Raw genomic sequence first — 18,057 nt, 5'->3', positions numbered from 1 at the left:
GCGAGCAAAGGCTACCGCAGCGGGCTGCTGTTATTGCCTTGAGAAGAGAGCTGCTGCGGTAAAATTTGTTCGTTTTCGCGCTGTGACAGCACGGGTTTAAGCGTATCTATCAGCTTTGCTTCATAAATGGAAAACTGGCCGCGACCGTTGTGCTTGGCGTTGTAGCAGGCCAGATCGGCCTGAGCCATCACGTCGCTGGCGTGAGCGTTGTCCTTGCTGAGCTGGGTGATGCCCGCGCTGGCGCCAATGCGGTGCAGCTGGCCTTCCCACAGAAAAGGATAATGATTTACCGCCACCACCAGGCACTCTGCGATATCGCGAGCCTCACCAAGCGCGCAGTCCGGCAGCAGCACGCCAAACTCATCGCCGCCCAGGCGCGCCAGAAAATCGCCGCTGCGCAAATGCTGTTTCATCTGGCCCGATATCTCCCGCAGCAGCGCATCGCCGGCGGCATGACCGGCGCTGTCGTTGACCGCCTTAAAGCGATCGAGATCGATAAAGATCAGCGCGTGCTGACGCTGCTGCTGGCTGGCGCTGTGCAGCAGCTGTTTCAGACGCTGCTCGAAGCTGACGCGGTTAGGCAGGCGGGTCAGCATATCGTGCGAGGCGCCGTAGCTCAGCCGCCGCATCATCTCCCGCGATTCGCTGACGTCCTGGATCACCATCACGCTGCCGATATAGCCGCCTTCCAGCGTTTTCAGCGGCGTAATGCTGTAGTGAATATCAAAACAGTCGCCGGAACGAGTATGCAGCACCAGCTCTTCGGCCAGTTCCGGCACCGATTTGCTGTGCGGCAGCCCGCATAACAGCAGGTTTTCCATTTCCGGGCCGTCGCTGCCGTGAGTGATGCGCAGCAGATCGCTGAGCCGTTTTCCTGCCGCCTCTTCCTGCGTCCAGCCGCTCATCACTTCCGCTACCGGGTTCATAAACGTCACCCGCATCTCTTCATCCGTGCTGATCACCGCCTCGCCGATGGCGTCCAGCGTAATGTGCATTCGCTCTTTTTCCTGGTAGAGCGCGTCGGTCAGCTGACGCATCGCTGTCACGTCCTGATTGATGCCAAGCATTCTTTCAACGTTGCCGTCGTCGCCAAAAACCAGCGTCGACTGGCTGTGAATAAAGCGGATGCCGTCATCCGTAGCGATACGGAACACGATATCTACCGGCAGGGATTCTTTGATGCCCTTATCAAAAGCGTCGATGGCCATTTGACGATCGGCAGGCAGCAGGCTGTTAACCCACGTCAGATAGGTCGCCTGGCCTTCTTCCTTCAACCCATAGAGCTGAAACATGCGCTTGTCCCAGTTCATTTTGCCGGTCTTCAGGCTCAGATCCCAGACGCCGATGCCGCCCGCCTCATTAGCCAGCGTAATACGTTGCATCAGGCGACGGTTGGCGGCTTCGGTCTGCTTCAGGTCGGAAATATCTTCAATTTGAGAAATAAAGTAGAGCGGCCGCTGCTCGCTGTCGCGCACCAGCGAGGTTGCCAGCAGCGCCCAAACAATCCCCCCGTCTTTACGCAGATAGCGTTTTTCATGACTGTAGGTTTCGATCTCGCCTGCCAGCAGCTCGTGAAACTTGCTTTCATCAACCGCCAGGTCATCAGGGTGCGTCAGCATCTGAAAGGTCATCGTGACCAGCTCGGTTTGGGCGTAGCCCAGCAGCCGACAAAGCGATTGATTCACCTGTAGAAAGCGGCCTTCCGGCGACACCAGCGCCATGCCGATCACTGAATACTCCATGGCATGACGGAATCTGGCCTCGCTCTGGGAGATATGCTTTTTTTCCTCCCGGAACGAGTGCATCACCTGCGCCATAATATGGCTGGGAATGATCGCCAGCAAAAACGGCAGCCAGGGCGCGCTGTTCACGATAGTCACCGCGTTGGTATATTGCACCAGCTGGTTTAGCGCCAGCAGCAGGCTCATCATCAGCAGCGTGGCGAAGAAAACAATAAAGGCAGACAGGCGCGGCAGGCGTACGGCGCTGTAGAACAGCACCACCATCACAAAGGTAAAAGACCACGGCAGATAGCGTAACGCGCAGTAGCTCAGCGCCAGCGTCACGATCAGCGTCAATAACGTTTCCACCAGCGCGTGCTGGCTAAGGGATTTGCGCAGCTCTTCGGGTCGCCATAGCAGGCAAACCGGGCCGATCGCCAGCATCCCGATAGTTTCCGACACCGCCCAGGTGGTAAAAAAGTGGAAGTTGGCCCGCCCGGTAAAGTTCAGTGACCAGCAGGCGAGCAGCGCGCCGAGCAGCGGCGTAAAGATGCCGACCGATACCACCATCTTGCTCCAGCCGAGCAGCGAATCCAGCGGCGCTTCTCTGTCCAGCAGCCTGCGCAACAGCGCGCCGCCCAGCAGCGCCTGAAGTAAATTGATTAGCGGAAACGTCAATACGACGACGGCTGTGCCTACCATCAGCGCGTTGGCGGCGATAATGCCGACCATACAGCCGCCCAGCAGTCCCGGCAGCCTGCGCGGCGGATAGTGGAACACCAGCAGGGTCATCAGGGCGGTGGGCAGCCAAAGCGAAGAGATTTGAATGCTGACTTTAATCAGTTCCAGACAAAACAGCGTCAGGACAAAGGAAAGCACGCCAAACATCGCTCCCCTGAGCCAGGGAAGAGAGGAGCGGTCAGCGGGGGAAAACGTATCAGTCGTCATAAAAATCCAGCGAGGCAACGGGGAACGGTCAGCTCGAACCAGGTAACTTAAGGCATGCTAACACATTCGTTTTTGAATGCCTGCGCTAATTCAAAAGATCGCTTTATTCGGGCGATTGACCGCCGCGCGCCGCTGGTGGACGGGGAATTACTGCCGAAGCTTCAGCAAATCGTCACGTGTCCAGGGATGGTCAATGCCGGCAATCTGCACGGAAAGACGCTGTAAAAACTGTTGCGTGGTGGCAAGACGACCGTGGCTCAGCAGCAGCAGAGGCAGCAGGAGCGCAATGCAAAGCTGCAGCGTGGAAAAGCCCTGCACTCTGGCGCGCCGCTGGCTGACCAGGAAAGCCGTGCTCAGGGTAAAGCCCAGGATCAGACCGGTAATCACTTCGCTGGTGGAGTGGTAGCTAAGCAGCAGCCGCGAGACGCCGACCAGGATGGGGATCAGGTAGCCGATACCAACGGCAAACAGGCGGCCCTTGTCCGACAGGCGTCCGCTGAGCAGCCACAGCATCACCGGCCACAGCGTTGCCGACATGGCGGTGTGGCCGCTGAAGCCGGTAAAGTTCAGGTGCGCGCTGCCAAGGCCAAAGCCCATAAAAGCCACTTTAGAGAGGCTCACCACGGCACCGGCGGTGCAGAACGCCAGCGCCCAATACCAGGCCGCGCGCCGATCGCTGTTTTTCCAGCTAATCAGCCCGGCCATCACGATAGCGGTAGGGATAAGCAACATGCTGTCGCCAAAATAGGTCAAAAAATGCAATGTACGCCAGTACACGGTGTTTCCTTATTATGCTGTGATAACCCGCTACGCTGTTGCAACAGGGTGCCTGCAACGGCCGGGCCGACATTGTGAATCTGACAGCCAACAGTTTAGCGAGAGGGGCAGCAGAGGTATAACGGGAAAGTCTTAAAAGCCTTCCGCCGGTTTTTTCTGGCATCAACACCCCGAAATCCCTATAATTACGCGCGAATTCATCCTCTCCATCTGTCTCAGACACAAATCAGGTCTTTAATTTATGACTGACAAGTCGCATCAGTGCGTCATCGTAGGTATCGCCGGCGCATCTGCCTCGGGAAAAAGTCTTATCGCCAGTACGCTCTATCGTGAAGTTCGCGATCGGGTCGGCGATGAAAATATTGGTGTTATCCCTGAGGATGCTTATTACAAAGACCAAAGCCATCTGACCATGGATGAACGGGTTAAAACAAACTATGACCACCCCAGCGCCATGGATCACAACCTGCTGCTGCAACATTTGCAGATGCTGAAAGCAGGGGAAGCGATCGATCTGCCGGTTTACAGCTATGTAGAACATACCCGTACCGCGCAGACTATTGAGCTGAAACCGAAGAAAGTCATTATTCTGGAAGGGATCCTGCTGCTGACGGACGCGCGGCTGCGCGCCGAAATGAACTTTTCGATCTTCGTGGATACGCCGCTGGATATCTGCCTGATGCGCCGCATGAAGCGCGACGTCAACGAACGAGGCCGCTCAATGGACTCCGTGATGGCGCAGTATCAGAAAACCGTGCGTCCGATGTTCCTGCAGTTTATCGAACCTTCCAAACAGTACGCTGACATTATCGTGCCTCGCGGCGGTAAAAACCGCATTGCGATCGATATCCTGAAGGCGAAGATCAATCAGTTCTTCGAGTAAACCTGTCCCGGCGGCCGAAAGGGCCAGCCGGGTAGCCCGCGCAGGGAGCGCTCATGCTCCCGCCGCTCAGCCTGTTATTAATTTGGGAGTATCTGTCCATGCGTTTATGCGACCGTGATATAGAAGCCTGGCTCGACAGCGGCCAGCTTGATATCTCTCCGCGTCCGCCGGTAGAGCGTATTAACGGCGCTACCGTTGACGTCCGCCTCGGCAATCAGTTCCGCACTTTCCGCGGTCACACCGCTGCCTTTATCGATCTCAGCGGCCCGAAAGACGAGGTCAGCGCGGCGCTTGACCGCGTGATGAGCGACGAAATCGTGCTGCCGGAAGGCGAAGCGTTCTTTTTACACCCTGGCGAACTGGCGCTGGCGGTGACGTTTGAATCCGTGACCCTTCCTGATAACCTGGTCGGCTGGCTGGACGGGCGTTCATCGCTGGCCCGGCTGGGACTGATGGTGCACGTTACCGCCCACCGTATCGATCCGGGCTGGCAGGGACGTATCGTGCTGGAGTTCTATAATTCTGGTAAGCTGCCGCTGGCGTTACGGCCGGGGATGCTGATTGGCGCGCTGAGCTTTGAACCGCTTTCCGGGCCGGCGGCTCGTCCTTATAACCGCCGTCAGGATGCCAAATACAAAGGGCAACAGGGCGCGGACGCCAGCCGTATCGATAAAGATCAGGACGACGTATAGCGGCGGCGGGGCAGGGCCTGAGCCGGCGGCATGCGTCAGGAAGTGGAAGCTATAAGGGGAAGGCATGAAAAGGTTTATCACCACGTTGGCCATTTTGCTGGTGGTTATCGTGGCCGGCATGACGGCGCTGGTTTTGCTGGTCAATCCCAATGATTTTCGCGCCTATATGGCCAGACAGGTCGAACAGCGCAGCGGCTATCAGCTGGCGCTGAACGGCGATTTGCGCTGGCACGTCTGGCCGCAGCTCAGCATTCTCTCCGGCCCGATGACCCTGACCGCGCCCGGCGCGCAGCAGCCCTTCGTCAGCGCCAGCAATATGCGGCTTGACGTCAAGCTCCTTCCTTTGCTTTCTCATCAGCTGGCGGTTAAACAGGTTCTGCTGAAAGGGGCGGTGATCCGCCTGACGCCTGACAGCGCGGCGCAGCGTCCGGCCAATGCGCCGCAGGGCCCGGCGGATACCGCACCGCCGCCGCCGCTGACTCAGCGCTGGACCTTTGATATCGATAATTTGCAGGTTGCCGACAGCCTGCTGATCTGGCAACAGAACAGCGGCGAGCAGCTTAACGTTCGCGATCTGAACCTGCAGCTGTCGCAGAACGCGCAGCGCCATGCCCATATTGAATTTGGCAGCCGCGTCAGCCGTGACCAGCGTGAGCTGTTGGTGAATCTGAATGCGGATGTGGATCTCAGCCACTATCCACAGCATCTTGCAGCAACGGTAAACCAGCTGGACTACCAGCTGAGCGGGGCCGATCTGCCGCGTGAAGGCGTCAAAGGGCAGGCGACCCTGCAGGCGGAGTGGCGCGACAGCGATGCTTTCAGCCTGAAAAATCTGGCGCTAAGCCTTAACGACAGCCAGCTCAACGGCAGCGCCAGCGGGACGCTGGGCGACCGCCCGCAAATCGCGCTGGATCTGCATGCCTCCGTGCTGAATCTGGATCCGTTGTTAGGGCTGGAAACCGAGGTCAACAGCGAAGGCCAAAATATCCAGACTCAGCGCGGCGGCCCTGCGCCTGTTATTGCTCAGCCTGCGCAGGATAACGCCAGCTCGCCGTTTAACCAGATGGACGGACAGCTGGCGCTGTCGGCAGGTAAGCTTAACTGGCGCGGTATGACGTTTGATGGGGTGACGCTACAGGGCAACAGCAGTAATGGCCTGGTAACGCTGGCGACGCTGACCGGCAAAACGGGCAACGGGCAGTTTTCCCTGCCGGGCAGCCTCGATTTCCGCCATGCACAGACGCAGATCGCGCTGACGCCTTCCTTGCAGAATATCGCCGTGGCGCCGCTGCTTAAAGCGTTTGAGCTGCCGGCTTCGCTGAGCGGCGATCTGACGCTGAACGGCAGCTTCAGCGGCGCGGGCCTGAGCGTGCCCGCCTTTAAACATGCCTGGCAGGGCAGTGCCGAAATCAGCCTGAACAACGCGCTGCTCTCCGGACTGAACTTCCAGCGTATGATCCAGCGCGCCGTAGAGCGTAGCAGCAGCCGCGTTCACGCCGCCGCCGGGCCGGAGAACGACTTCCAGCAAATCACGGGTAAGATGTCGCTGCAAAAAGGGCTGCTGGCTTTCGTCGACCTGCACGGACGCGCCTCCATGCTTAACTATAGCGGCAAGGGCACGGTGAATATGGCAGACAAACAGGCGGATATGAACTTTGGCGTAACGGTCACCGAGGGCTGGCAGGGCGATAGCGAGCTGATTGGACGGCTCCAGCAGACGCCGGTGCCGTTAAGGATCTACGGCCCGTGGGATGGCCTGAACTATTCGCTGCAAATCGATCAGGTACTGCGCCAGCAGCTACAGGATGAAGCGAAGAAGCGTCTGAAAGCGTGGTCGGAGAAAAATCCGCAAAGCGGCAAAAGCAGCTCGGTACAGAAACTGATTAACGACCTTTGATGGGCAGCGCTGATAAAGCAGCATCGCTTTATCAGCGCCGGTGTTACCAGTCTTCTTCTTCCGTCACCAGAGGGATTATTTGGACTTTCTGCACGCGGTGGCTTTCTACTTTAAGCGTGCGGAACAGGCAGTCGTTAATCTGGATCTCTTCGCCTTCCTGCGGCACCCGCTGCATATGCTCCATCAGCAGTCCCGCCAGCGTGTGATACTCCCTTTTTTCATCCAGCGGCAGCGGCACGTACATAATCAGGTCGTCCAGCGGCATATGCCCGTTGGCCGTCCAGCTGCCGTCTGCGTTTTGCTGGATATCGTAGCGGGGATCGATAGCTTCGCCTTCGTTAGGCAGGTTGCCCGCGATGGTTTCCATCACGTCGCTGAGCGTGACCACGCCCTCTACCGACCCAAACTCATCCACCACAAAGGCAAAATGCGTGCGCGCATTGCGAAACTGCTCCAGCGCCGGCAACAGCGACAGCTGCTCGGGGAACACCAGCGGCTGACGGATCAGCGCGCGGATATCCAGACTGTCGCCGTGCAGCGCCTGCTTCAGCAGGTCAATAACGTGCACCACGCCGAGCGGATCCTCGCTGTTTTCCGTGACCACCAGCCGCGTATGCTGGTTCTGGTCAAGCATCGCCATAATTTCTGCCGGCGACTCGCTGAGATCCACAGAAGCGATATCCTGACGGGAGGTCATAATGCTGCTGACCGTGCGCTGCCCCATGCCAAGCACGCGCGCAATCATCATGCGCTCCTGCTTGTTAAAGATCGCCTGGCTGCTGCTGTCGGCAACCAGCGAAGAGGTTTCCGCATCCAGCTCCGCCTGCTCGTGGCTGCCGCGCAGCAGGCGCAGTACGGCTTCGGCAGTACGTTTACGCAGGGGCGCTTTGGAAGAGAGGAAGCGGCGACGGTTGAAATGCGCCAGCTGATTCAGCGCTTCGATAATCACCGAGAAACCGATAGCGGCGTAAAGGTAGCCTTTAGGAATATGATAGCCAAAGCCGTCCGCCACCAGGCTGAAACCAATCATCAGCAGGAAGCTCAGGCAGAGGATAACGATCGTCGGGTGTTGATTAACAAAACGCGTGAGCGGCTTGCTGGCCAGCAACATTAAGCAAATTGCGATAATAACGGCCGCCATCATCACGGCCAGATGGTCCACCATCCCTACGGCCGTGATCACGGAATCCAGGGAAAAAACGGCGTCCAGCACCACAATTTGCGCTACCACTGGCCAGAATTTAGCCCCACGCTTTTGTGGATTTTCATCCTCATCTTTGCCTTCCAGCCGTTCGTTCAGCTCCACTGTCGCTTTAAACAGCAGAAAAACGCCGCCCAGCAGCATGATCAAATCGCGCGCGCTGAAGGCGTGTCCGCCAACCGAGAAGAGGGCAGAGGTCAGTGAAGAGAGCCAGGAGATAGAGGCCAGCAGCAGCAGACGCATAATCAGCGCCAGCATCAGGCCCGTGACGCGGGCGCGGTCACGCTGCGCGGGCGGCAGCTTTTCCGCCAGGATAGCGATGAAGACAAGATTATCAATGCCCAGCACCAGTTCCAGCACGATCAGGGTGACAAGGCCAGCCCAGATTGACGGATCGACGATCCATTCAAACATCAGAAGTTCACTCATACAGATTAAGGAAATGCCATGATGATAGTGAACGCCGCCTGATTCAACAAATAATCCCCTGAAAGTCGCCGCAAGGTCGATAAACAGCCGAATAAATCGCCACTCATTCCTGGAATTGCCCGCGCAAAATTTGGCATCTGATTAAAAGGTTTTCAGGAATATTCGCATAGGTCTGCCTGTTGAAATAAGGGATACTTAAGCAATGAAGTAAAGTCAGACAGGAATATTCTGACTGTGACAGTAAAGCTAATCTGAATTTATCGTGAGGATAAAGATGAAAGGTATGGTTTAGCATGGCGCTGAAGGTAGTCTTAATCCTAAAAGCGCGCATGGGTAGCGGCAGGCTCTTGTAAACAGGCCAGTAATAACTAGTATAGCAATGTGTTAGTAAATGGCTGCGTTAATGTAGCAATTAGCACGGTCGCGTCTTAACGTTCTTTTTTATGTTCGGCTTTATGTAGACGCGCCAGTTAGTGCCTTTAGATGGCAGGATAAAACCAACACTTCAGGACAAAATACAGCGCATTGGCAGCTACAAGCCAGGGGCGGTAGCGTGTCCGAAGCGGTGAAAAGACCACGCCTTTTGGCGATAAAATCACCGCAGTTGTTGATTTTACATGTCATTCTCTGATTGTACTGCCAGTTACCATGAGCTTTTACACAATTTCTGAATACGTCTCCTGTGTAATAAAGAGCGTGTCGATAAGATACGCAATCCTTAGCGGTGGGAATTATTAAATCACAGGCTTTTGAAGAAAAAATAAGAGTTAACTATGCGCGATATAGAATTTACATTTAAAGGACTGTTAATAAAAATATCACTGGCACTTTCAGATCTTATTTTCTTTAACGCCTCCTTATTTATTGCTGTTCTGCTGATGAAAACTTTTCCAAACAGTTTGTTGGAAAATATGTCAGAGCAGGATCTGCAATTAAAAATAAGCACACACATCATTCTCTCTGTGATTTGTATCGGCTGGTTCTGGGTTCGCCTGCGCCACTATACCTATCGCAAACCGTTCTGGTTTGAATTAAAAGAAGTCTTCCGCAGCGTGCTGATCTTCTCCGTTATTGACCTGTCGATTACGGCATTGTCAAAATGGGAAATGTCCCGCTGGGTGTGGATTATTACCTGGCTGCTGGCGCTGATCCTTATTCCTGTCGGCCGCGCCATCGTTAAGCGTGTGCTGAACCGTAACGGCCTGTGGAAAAAGCAGTCCATTATTATCGGCAGCGGTAAAAATGCGGAAGAAGCCTATCTGGCGCTGCAAAGCGAAGAGGTAATGGGCTTTGACGTGGTGGCTTTCTACGATGTGGATGGCACTACGCCCGCGCCTGCGCTGTTCGGCATTCCGGTCATTCGCGATGAAACCTCGCTCTGGCAGCTGGTCAACAGCGAAACGCAATTTATTGTCGCCGTAGAATATGAACAGAGTCAGTATCGTGATCTCTGGCTGAAAAATCTGGCGAAACATAATTGCCGTTCCGTTTCCGTTATTCCTTCACTGCGTGGCGTACCGCTATACGGTACTGATATGGCTTATATCTTCAGCCATGAAGTTATGATCCTGCGCGTCAGCAATAATTTGGCGAAGCGCACCTCGCGTTTCCTTAAGCGTACCTTCGATATTGTCGGTGCCTTAAGTATTATCACCATGCTGATGCCTGCGCTGGCCTTCCTGATCTTTATGGTCGCTCGCGACGGCGGCAATCCTATTTATGGGCATGAGCGAGTAGGGCGCAACGGACGCAAATTTAAATGCCTTAAGTTCCGTTCAATGGTGGTGAATTCCAAAGAGGTACTGGAAGAAGTGCTACGCACCGATCCTGTAGCGCGTGCGGAATGGGATAAAGACTTTAAGCTGAAGAACGATCCCCGCATCACCCGCATCGGTCACTTTATTCGTAAAACCAGCCTTGATGAGCTGCCGCAGCTGTGGAACGTGGTTCGCGGCGAGATGAGCCTGGTCGGCCCGCGTCCGGTGATTGAAGACGAGCTGGAGCGCTATGCGGGCGACGTTGACTACTACTTTATGGCTAAGCCTGGTATGACCGGCCTGTGGCAGGTAAGCGGACGTAACGATGTCGATTATGAAACCCGCGTTTATTTTGACTCCTGGTACGTAAAAAACTGGTCATTGTGGAACGATATCGCCATCCTGTTCAAAACCATCGGGGTGGTGCTTAAGCGCGACGGCGCCTATTAATTTGAGCTTTCGACGCGCTCTTCGGAGCGCGTCGCTGTTATAGCGTAGTTTGACTGTAACCGTCATGGACTTACGCGCTCACCACTTTCTTTGTTAAGCGTCGGTTCACAGCGAGTCGGCAAGGCATTAAAAAAGGATAGGGATCGGACGATAATGACTGACAGTTATAGCGATTGAAACGCTTATCTTTACTTTTGCAAGACGCTACACAGCGGCGGATCCGCCACTATCAATCAAATTACTGATAGCGATGAAACAGATGATTACAATCAAAACGAAGTTACTGCCCTTGTTGATATCGGCTACCCTCCTTTCCGGATGTACGGTAGTTCCGGGTTCAAAGCTTTCCACCAGCGGAAAAGACGTAATTAAGCAGCAGGACAACGATTTTGACATTGATAAATACGTTAATGTCTTCCCGATGACCCCAAGCCTGGTTGACCGTATGCGTCCGGCGCCCGTTGTGGCGCGACAGAACGTTCAGCTGCAAAATGAACTGCAAAACTATGAGTATCGTATCGGCGTCGGCGATGTGCTGACCGTTATCGTCTGGGACCACCCGGAGCTGACCACGCCAGCGGGCCAGTACCGCAGCGCCAGCGACACCGGTAACTGGGTTCACTCAGACGGCACCATCTTTTACCCTTATATCGGCCGCGTTCGCGTAGCCGGTCGTACCGTGCAGGAAGTGCGTACCGAAGTCGCCGGCCGCCTGGCGCAGTATATCGAAAGCCCGCAGGTTGACGTCAGCGTCGCCTCGTTCAAGTCGCAGAAAGCGTACGTGACGGGAGAAGTGACCACGTCTGGCCAGCAGCCGATTACCAACGTGCCGCTGACTATTCTGGATGCAATCAACGCCGCAGGCGGCCTGACCGCCAATGCCGACTGGCGCAACGTGGTGCTGACCCACAACGGCAGCGAAGTGCCGGTTTCTCTGCAGGCGCTGATGCAAAACGGCGATCTGTCGCAGAACCATCTGCTTTATCCGGGCGATATCCTGTTTGTGCCGCGCAACGACGATCTGAAAGTCTTTGTGATGGGCGAAGTCAGACAGCAGACCACGCTGAAAATGGATCGCAGCGGCATGACGCTTTCTGAAGCGTTGGGCAGCGCCCAGGGGATGGATCAGACCGCCTCTGACGCGACGGGCGTATTTGTTATCCGTCCAATCAAAGGGAAAAACCGCACCAAGATCGCCAACATCTATCAGCTGAACCTGAAGGATGCGTCGGCGATGGTGATGGGCTCCGAATTCCAGCTGGAACCGTATGACATCGTTTATGTCACCTCAACGCCGCTGACGCGTTGGAACCGTGTTATTTCGCAGCTGACCCCAACTATCACCGGTATCTATAACGCGAGCGAAAACGCACAGATCATTCACAGATGGTAACGGCGGGGCATGATGATTAATTCAATCTTAGTGGTCTGCGTCGGCAATATCTGCCGCTCTCCTACGGGGGAGCGGCTGCTGAAACAGGCGCTACCGGATAAAAAAATCGCCTCGGCGGGGCTGAGCGCGCTGGTCGACCATCCGGCCGACGAAACCGCCAGCAGCGTCGCCAGCGAACATGGGGTTTCGCTGGCGGGCCATCAGGCACGGCAGCTGACCTCCGGCATGTGCCGGGATTACGATCTCATCCTGGTGATGGAAAAAAGGCATGTCGATCTGGTCAACCGCATTAACCCCTCCGTACGTGGCAAGACCATGTTATTTGGCCACTGGCTCAACCAGCAGGAAATAGCGGATCCCTATAAGAAAAGCCGCGATGCCTTTGAAGCCGTGTACGGATTACTCGAAAAAGCTGCCCAGAAATGGGTCACCGCATTAAGCCGATAGTTGGGATACTCGATGAATATAAAAAGTAAGGCGCCGACCGCGTCGAAAGAGGAAGCTGGCGGGTGGGATTTAGCGCACCTTGTCGGACAGCTGGTTGATCATCGCTGGATTATCGTGGCCGTTACGGCCTTCTTCCTGCTGCTCGGCACGCTCTATTCGCTGTTCGCCACGCCTATCTATAGTGCGGACGCGCTGGTACAGGTAGAGCAGAAAAGCCCTAACACCGTGCTGACCGATCTGACCGAGGCGCCGGTGGAACCCGCTTCCGCCACGGAAATCCAGATCATCCAGTCTCGTATGGTGATTGGCAAAACGGTAGACGATTTGGGCCTGAACATCCAGGTTGAGCAAAATCACTTCCCCGTAGTGGGCAAAGGCTTTGCCCGCCTGCTGGGCGAAAAGCCGGCCAAAATCGCCGTATCCCGTCTTGAGATGCCGAAAAGCTGGAAAGATGCCAGCGTAAAGGTTGAGATCACCGGCGCCGACAGCTACACCGTTTCGAAAGACGGCGACGATCTGTTCAAAGGTAAAATCGGCCAGTTCCAGCAGCAGCATGGCGTGTCGATGCTGGTTAGCGGCATTGACGCTGAACCGGGCACCACTTTTACCGTCTCTAAGCTGTCCACGCTGGCGGCGATCGGCATGGTCACTAACAACCTTGCCGTGGCCGACAAAGGCAAAGATACCGGCGTGATGGGTCTGACCTATACCGGTGAAGATCCGGAGCTGATTAGCCAGGTGCTGGATCGGGTGATGAGCAACTACCTGATGCAGAACGTGGAGCGTAAATCCGCCGAAGCGCAGAAGAGCCTGGAGTTCCTGCAGCATCAGCTGCCGCAGGTGCGCAGCAAGCTGGACGAAGCGGAAGACAAGCTTAACACCTATCGTCGCAATAACGATTCGGTGGATATGTCGCTGGAAGCCAAATCGGCGCTGGACTCCTCTGTTAGCGTACAGAGCCAGCTGAACGAGCTGACCTTCCGTGAAGCGGAAGTTTCCCAGCTGTTCACCAAGGATCACCCGACCTATCGCGCATTGCTGGAAAAACGTAAAACGCTGGAAGACGAGCAGAAAAAACTGAACCAGAAAATTGGTCAGATGCCGCAGACCCAGCAGGAAATTTTACGTCTGACCCGCGACGTGCAGGCCGGTCAGGAAATCTACATGCAGCTGCTTAACCGTCAGCAGGAGCTGAGCATCAGCAAAGCCAGTACGGTTGGCGACGTGCGCATCATCGACCATGCGGAAACCGCATCCAAGCCGGTTGCGCCGAAGAAAATGCTGATTATGCTGGCCAGCCTGATTGCAGGCCTGGTGATCTCCGTGGGCATCATTCTGCTGAAAGCGCTGTTCCACCACGGCATCACCGCGCCGGACCAGCTGGAAGAAGCCGGTATGAACGTTTATGCCAGCGTGCCGCTTTCCGAATGGCAGCGTAAGAAAGACGTCGAGGCGCTGAACAAGCGCGGCGTGAAGGTCGATCCGCACAACAGCCTGCTGGCGTTGGGCAACCCGACCGACCTCTCTATCGAAGCGATCCGTAGCCTGCGTACCAGCCTGCACTTCGCGATGATGGAAGCCCGTAACAACGTGCTGATGATCACCGGCGCCAGCCCTGGCATTGGTAAAACCTTTATCAGCGCCAACCTGGCGACGCTGGTTGCACAGGCGGGGCAGAAAGTGCTGTTTATCGATGGCGATATGCGCCGTGGCTATACGCACGAGCTGCTGGGCGCGGCCAATAAGTCCGGACTGTCCACCATCCTGTCGGGCAAAACCGCCTTCACGCAGGATCTGATCCAGCACGGCGAATACGGCTTTGACTTTATTCCGCGCGGTCAGGTGCCGCCAAACCCTTCCGAGCTGTTGATGCACAGCCGCATGAACGAGCTGCTGGAGTGGGCGAGCAAAAATTACGATCTGGTACTGATCGATACGCCGCCGGTGCTGGCTGTGACCGATGCAACTATTATCGGCAAGCTGGCAGGCACCGCGCTGATGGTGGCGCGCTTTGAAACCAACACGCTGAAAGAAGTAGAGTTCAGCTACAAGCGCTTTGCGCAAAACGGTATCGATATTAAAGGCGTCATTCTTAACGCCGTCGTGCGGAAAGCCGCCAATGCGTACGGCTACGGCTACGACTATTACGATTACAGCTACAAAGGCAATGCAAAAAGCTAATGCTTAAAAGGATCCGCCGCAAGGCGGATCCTTTCGCCTCTGGAATCAGGCCTGTTTCCGGCTGTTTTATGTATAACGTTTAAAAGGTGCCTTGTGATGAAGGATATTTTCTTCTCGATCGTTATCCCTGCCTATAACGCCTCCGAATCGATCGTCACCACGCTGGACTGCGTTAAAGCGCAAAGCTATAAGCATTTTGAAGTGATTATCGTCGACGACAAGTCGGCCGATGCGGCAAAGCTGGCCGAGGTCGTTAACAGCGATCGCTACAGCGACCTGAAAATTAATCTGGTGCTGTCAGAGGTCAAACTCAACGGCGCGGGCGCGCGCAACCGGGGCATTGACCTGGCGACGGGCGACTATGTCTGCTTCCTGGACGCCGATGATGAATGGCATGAAGACAAGCTGCTGGAAAACGTCAAAAAAATCCAGGAGCTGACTGCCAGAGGCAAAGACCGCTTTGTGATCTACAGCCAGGTGAACATTATGCAGGACGGCGCCTTTTTAAAGGTGATGCCGATCAATTTGCCTGCGCACAATGAAAGCATCGCCGAATATCTGTTTGGCTGCTACGGCTTTATCCAGACCAGTACTATTGTGCTGAAGCGCGAGCACGCGGCGGAAATTAAGTTTGATGAGCGGTTTATCCGTCATCAGGACTACGACTTCTGCATCCGCGCGGATAAAAACGATTTTGAATTCGTGATGATTGCAAAACCACTGGCTAACTACCATATGGTGAGCAAATTCAACTCCAGCCATAAAGGCGAGTCCGTAAAGTACTCCACCTTCTGGCTGAAAAGCATGAGCCCGTATCTGAGCAAGCGGGATGTTTATACCTATAAAGCGTATAAGCTGCCGATCCGCTATAAAATGGATGGCAAGGTGCTGCACGCCAGCCTGAGCTTCGCGCAATATTTCTTTTTAACCAACAAAGGCAATCGCGATTATTTTCTCGGCCGTTTAAAACAGAAGTTCTCAGAACGTATTGCAAAAAAATAGCCCTGATTAAAATAATAAGACGGCGGAACAACAATGGCCATATATTGGATAATCAGTTACAGCATTCTGGCGTGCTGTATTTTTGAGTTGGCAGCAATCAACCAGCTTAACGACCCCAGGATCAAACGCGTCATCATGTGGCTGGCGTTTATCTGCACGATGGCGCTGATCTGTTTCGGCGGCTCGCGCGGTCTGCACTCCGGCATGGATGACAGCCAGTACCTGGACTTTTTCGCGGATTTTTCGGCACAGCTTCACGTCAACACCTATGACGCGATCACCGACACCTATCGCTATGAAAAACTCTTTATGCTGCTGGCCTGGCTGTTTTCACTGGTCACCAGCCAGAGCTACTATTTTCTCTTTTTTATCTGCTTTATTGCGGTTTCGACTAACGCTTACTGCTACAAAAAGTATTCTCCGCTGATCCTCTGTTCGCTTTGTTTATATTCAACTCACCTGTTTATCAACAAAGACATGAACCAGATCCGCTTTGGCTTATCCAGCGCCTTTGCTATCGCCTTTATCTGCTCGCTGGCGACGAAGAGAAACGTGCTGGCGCTGGTATTCCTGGTGCTCAGTACGCAGTCGCACGCCACGGGTTATACCATCCTGCTGGCGGTGCCGTTCTTCTTCCTGCGCGAGCGCAAGTATCTGCCGCTGATTATCGTCTTCGCCTGTATTCCGCTGGGAATTATCGGCGGGAAAAAGCTCTTTCTCGACTCGTTGGGCATCGTGCCTGGCCTGGGCGAACGAGCGGCGGGCTATAGCGGCACCGACTTCGATACCGCCTCGCCGGTGTTTGGCCTGGCCAACCTGAAAAACATCTTCTTTATTGCCGCCTTTACCCTTTACTACTTCCGTAACGGCATCCAGAAAGGCGATCGTCTGGTTTATATCCTGCTGGTCTCGTATGCGGTGGGCGCGGGCGTGCGTATTACGTTCTCCGACTTCAGTATCTTTGGCGGCAGGGTGGGCAACCTGTTCCTTCACGCCGAACCGATACTTTTCTCTTTCTTGCTGCTGCGAATACGCAATCTGCTGGTAAACGTCGCCTTGTTAGCGGGGATCTGTTCTTACTACCTCGCCTATAACACGATACTTTCCGCGCAGTCGATTACCGGCTATAGCGTAGCGCCGCTGTTCCGTATGTTCAGCGGCTAGGCGGCCCTGAGCCGCGCTTTTTGCTCAATTTCAACAGGATGATTGAATATGTACAAATTGCTGATCCTTATTGACGGCATTTCCAACAGCGGCGGTACGGATCGCGTTGCCAGCACCTTATCCAGCCTGCTCAGCAATAATGATTACGACGTCACGCTCTATTCGTTGAACAAAGGCGATCCTTACTATCCGACCGATGCGAAAGTGAAAATTCGCTATCCCGAAGCGACCGCGCGCCTGCTTAAGATCCGCGAGTTTATCCGCTTTGCGAAATCGCAGCCCTTTGACGGCATTATGATTATCTCCATGGGCAAGCTTTCCGTGCAGGCGCTGCTGGCCATGAAGCTGTTCGGCGTGAAGTCAAAAATCATCTGCTGCGATCACGTCTCGATTGAAACCTTTAAAACGCCGATCCGTCGCCTGAAAGTGTTCTGCTACGGCCTGGCGGACAAAATCGCCGTGCTTACCGATCACGATAAAAGCTATCTGGAAAAAAATTACGGCGTGAAAAACGTGCACGTGATGAGAAACATCTCGCCTTTCCATGCTGAAAGCAGCGCCAGCAGCTTTGATGACGTTTTCGCCGGCAAGCAGGATCGGGTGTTGGCGGTGGGCCGTCTCACTTACCAGAAAAATTTCGACCGGATGCTCGACGTCTGGCAACGCGTGGATAAGCAGGGCTGGACGCTGCAAATCGTCGGCGACGGCGAAGACAAACCCGCGCTGCTGGCGAAAATTAAAAGCTACGGCATGGAAGCGAGCACGGAAATCATTACGCCCAGCAAAAAGATCAACGATTACTACCGCGCCGCCGGCATCATCATCATGACCTCCCGTTATGAAGGCCTGCCGATGGTGCTGATCGAGGCGAAAAACTTTGCGCTGCCCGCCGTCGCCTTCGACTGCAAAACCGGCCCGGCGGAAATTATCAAAGACGACGGGTTCGTTATCGATTACGACAACGACGACGCCTTTGTGGCGCAGCTGAACATGCTGATCGCCGACGAGCAAAAGCGCAAAACCTTTGCCCACGCGGCCTGGCGCAACGCCGAAAACTACGGGCCGACGCTGATCTTACAAAAGTGGAATGAACTTCTGAATTAACGGGTGATGTT

The 18,057-nt window shown here is 54.8% G+C and carries 13 protein-coding genes; 10 read left to right on the top strand and 3 right to left on the bottom strand.

All coding sequences use genetic code 11. The features are described from left to right. Positions 1 to 11 precede the first annotated feature (11 nt). A complete protein-coding gene (locus QCD69_RS03980) occupies positions 12 to 2,669 on the bottom strand; it encodes a diguanylate cyclase (protein WP_301251115.1) in 2,658 nt (885 codons plus the stop codon). A 147-nt stretch (positions 2,670 to 2,816) separates the two neighbouring features. Beyond that, on the bottom strand, positions 2,817 to 3,446 hold the full coding sequence (locus QCD69_RS03975; protein ID WP_253460046.1) for a phosphatase PAP2 family protein: 630 nt from the start codon (positions 3,444 to 3,446) through the stop codon (positions 2,817 to 2,819). Positions 3,447 to 3,687: 241 nt separating this feature from the next. Between QCD69_RS03975 and udk the strand changes: the two genes are divergently transcribed. From udk to asmA, 3 genes are all read left to right on the top strand, one after another. Then, complete coding sequence (gene udk, locus QCD69_RS03970) at positions 3,688 to 4,329, top strand: uridine kinase (protein ID WP_125288134.1); 642 nt, start codon at positions 3,688 to 3,690, stop codon at positions 4,327 to 4,329. 98 nt (positions 4,330 to 4,427) lie between these two features. Beyond that, positions 4,428 to 5,021, top strand: a complete 594-nt coding sequence (dcd, locus tag QCD69_RS03965) for a dCTP deaminase (protein ID WP_253461273.1) — start codon at positions 4,428 to 4,430, stop codon at positions 5,019 to 5,021. Positions 5,022 to 5,085: 64 nt separating this feature from the next. After that, positions 5,086 to 6,918, top strand: coding sequence for an outer membrane assembly protein AsmA (gene asmA, locus QCD69_RS03960; RefSeq protein WP_301251114.1), 1,833 nt, complete (start codon positions 5,086 to 5,088; stop codon positions 6,916 to 6,918). A gap of 43 nt (positions 6,919 to 6,961) precedes the next feature. On the opposite strand, the gene QCD69_RS03955 is transcribed toward asmA, so the two are convergent. Continuing rightward, positions 6,962 to 8,533, bottom strand: a complete 1,572-nt coding sequence (locus tag QCD69_RS03955) for a TerC family protein (protein ID WP_253460052.1) — start codon at positions 8,531 to 8,533, stop codon at positions 6,962 to 6,964. A 788-nt stretch (positions 8,534 to 9,321) separates the two neighbouring features. Here QCD69_RS03955 and wbaP point away from each other — a divergent pair. From wbaP to QCD69_RS03920, 7 genes are all read left to right on the top strand, one after another. Then, positions 9,322 to 10,755: an undecaprenyl-phosphate galactose phosphotransferase WbaP gene (gene wbaP / locus QCD69_RS03950; protein WP_253460055.1), complete on the top strand. Its 1,434-nt coding sequence runs from the start codon at positions 9,322 to 9,324 to the stop codon at positions 10,753 to 10,755. A gap of 250 nt (positions 10,756 to 11,005) precedes the next feature. Next, on the top strand, positions 11,006 to 12,148 hold the full coding sequence (locus tag QCD69_RS03945; protein ID WP_125288131.1) for a polysaccharide export protein: 1,143 nt from the start codon (positions 11,006 to 11,008) through the stop codon (positions 12,146 to 12,148). Between the two features lie 12 nt (positions 12,149 to 12,160). Then, positions 12,161 to 12,595 (top strand): arsenate reductase/protein-tyrosine-phosphatase family protein, encoded by a 435-nt coding sequence (locus QCD69_RS03940; RefSeq protein ID WP_253460058.1) that lies wholly within the window; start codon positions 12,161 to 12,163, stop codon positions 12,593 to 12,595. 12 nt (positions 12,596 to 12,607) lie between these two features. Then, positions 12,608 to 14,776 carry a tyrosine-protein kinase Wzc gene (gene wzc / locus QCD69_RS03935; protein ID WP_301251113.1) on the top strand — a complete coding sequence of 723 codons (2,169 nt, stop codon included), beginning with the start codon at positions 12,608 to 12,610 and terminating at the stop codon, positions 14,774 to 14,776. Positions 14,777 to 14,872: 96 nt separating this feature from the next. Continuing rightward, entirely contained in the window at positions 14,873 to 15,778 is a 906-nt protein-coding gene (locus QCD69_RS03930; protein WP_253460065.1) for a glycosyltransferase family 2 protein, read from the top strand. 33 nt (positions 15,779 to 15,811) lie between these two features. Beyond that, on the top strand, positions 15,812 to 16,942 hold the full coding sequence (locus QCD69_RS03925) for an EpsG family protein (protein WP_125288128.1): 1,131 nt from the start codon (positions 15,812 to 15,814) through the stop codon (positions 16,940 to 16,942). 48 nt (positions 16,943 to 16,990) lie between these two features. Continuing rightward, entirely contained in the window at positions 16,991 to 18,046 is a 1,056-nt protein-coding gene (locus tag QCD69_RS03920) for a glycosyltransferase family 4 protein (RefSeq protein ID WP_253460068.1), read from the top strand. Positions 18,047 to 18,057 lie beyond the last annotated feature (11 nt).

The organism is Erwinia sp. PsM31 (assembly GCF_030433775.1).
Taxonomy (GTDB): Bacteria; Pseudomonadota; Gammaproteobacteria; order Enterobacterales; family Enterobacteriaceae; genus Erwinia; species Erwinia aeris.
This window is presented reverse-complemented; position numbering and strand designations above follow the sequence as displayed.

Bases quoted from the DNA above. Each gene is read 5' to 3' on its own strand.
- QCD69_RS03930 (WP_253460065.1), top strand. From the start codon at position 14,873: ATGAAGGATATTTTCTTCTCGATCGTTATCCCTGCCTATAACGCCTCC.
- QCD69_RS03920 (WP_253460068.1), top strand. From the start codon at position 16,991: ATGTACAAATTGCTGATCCTTATTGACGGCATTTCCAACAGCGGCGGT.
- dcd (WP_253461273.1), top strand. From the start codon at position 4,428: ATGCGTTTATGCGACCGTGATATAGAAGCCTGGCTCGACAGCGGCCAG.
- asmA (WP_301251114.1), top strand. From the start codon at position 5,086: ATGAAAAGGTTTATCACCACGTTGGCCATTTTGCTGGTGGTTATCGTG.
- QCD69_RS03955 (WP_253460052.1), bottom strand. From the start codon at position 8,533: ATGTTTGAATGGATCGTCGATCCGTCAATCTGGGCTGGCCTTGTCACC.
- QCD69_RS03940 (WP_253460058.1), top strand. From the start codon at position 12,161: ATGATTAATTCAATCTTAGTGGTCTGCGTCGGCAATATCTGCCGCTCT.
- udk (WP_125288134.1), top strand. From the start codon at position 3,688: ATGACTGACAAGTCGCATCAGTGCGTCATCGTAGGTATCGCCGGCGCA.
- wzc (WP_301251113.1), top strand. From the start codon at position 12,608: ATGAATATAAAAAGTAAGGCGCCGACCGCGTCGAAAGAGGAAGCTGGC.
- QCD69_RS03925 (WP_125288128.1), top strand. From the start codon at position 15,812: ATGGCCATATATTGGATAATCAGTTACAGCATTCTGGCGTGCTGTATT.
- QCD69_RS03980 (WP_301251115.1), bottom strand. From the start codon at position 2,669: ATGACGACTGATACGTTTTCCCCCGCTGACCGCTCCTCTCTTCCCTGG.
- QCD69_RS03945 (WP_125288131.1), top strand. From the start codon at position 11,006: ATGAAACAGATGATTACAATCAAAACGAAGTTACTGCCCTTGTTGATA.
- wbaP (WP_253460055.1), top strand. From the start codon at position 9,322: ATGCGCGATATAGAATTTACATTTAAAGGACTGTTAATAAAAATATCA.